1 protein-coding gene is annotated in these 1,064 nt (G+C 28.9%); it reads right to left on the reverse strand.

Annotated features, from left to right (window positions below):
- Positions 1-1,042 (reverse strand): hypothetical protein (locus ACRDDY_RS02410; RefSeq protein WP_438563378.1); only part of this gene is annotated, 1,042 nt, incomplete at its 3' end.
- Positions 1,043-1,064 lie beyond the last annotated feature (22 nt).

Below are 1,064 nucleotides of genomic sequence, written 5' to 3' on the forward strand. Positions count from 1 at the left end.
TTAATTCACTTAATGCTTCCTGCTCTCTAATTCCACCAAATACAGTTTTTTTATTTGTTGCAGTAGTTGTTTCCCATATGCTACCTATTTTTTTAGCATCTTTAATACTTCTATAAACTTCATTTTCTAAGCTATCTAATCCTTGAACTTTATCTTTTACAATAACTTGAACTAAAGAGTTTCCTTTTTCATCAGCTCTTTCTAAATCTTTAATTTCATGTACTATAGAATCAGAATCTAAAGTTATCTTAGATATTAGGAATTTATCCCCATTACTAGTTAAATTTCTAACTGTTGTTTCTAAAGGTCTTCCCATATTTATAATAGTATTATCATCTATTTTAGAAACCATTATCTCTATTGCAAATCTATTTTTATCAGCACTTATTAATGTATTGGCATTAGTAAACTCTATATCTCTATCAGAGTCTCTAAAAGCATGCTGTATAAGATGACCATTTTTATCTTTTACACCTGTATCTATATCTAAAGTTAAAGAGTGATTTCCTGATAAAGATGGATTGTTCTCATCACCAATAGCTCTTCCAACTTCTACAACATTTATATTTTTAAGTTTAGCATATGGTCCTAAAGTTATATTTGTTCCATACTTACCTGTAAATTGCTCTGTTATCCTTAGTTTATTGTAACCTGAACCTAAATCAATTGTCCCTTCAACTCTTCCCTTACCTCTAAACTCAACATTCTTATACTCCTTTTCTATAACCAAGTTGCTATCAGCTATAATTCTATCTGTCCACTTTCTCCATTTTGCCTCTTTTTCCTCTTTATTTTCCTCTAACCAACTAGCAAATCCATTATAAAACCCATGTTCTTTTTGAACATTTTCTATTTTTTCATATTCTGCAAAATAGTTATTATTTGCTTCATCTCTAGCTTTTCTAAAATCAAAATATGTTTCAACAAGTTCTTTTTCTTTAGGTGTTTTTAAAGAGTTTAAATACTCCATATCTTTATTTCCACCATTCCAAACTTTATAGTAATCTTTTGGCATCTCAGGATTTTCTGAAAGCTTTGTCAATTTCTCTCCTAAACTTTTATTT

Source organism: Clostridium sp. (assembly GCF_051656525.1).
Taxonomy (GTDB): Bacteria; Bacillota; Clostridia; order Clostridiales; family Clostridiaceae; genus Clostridium.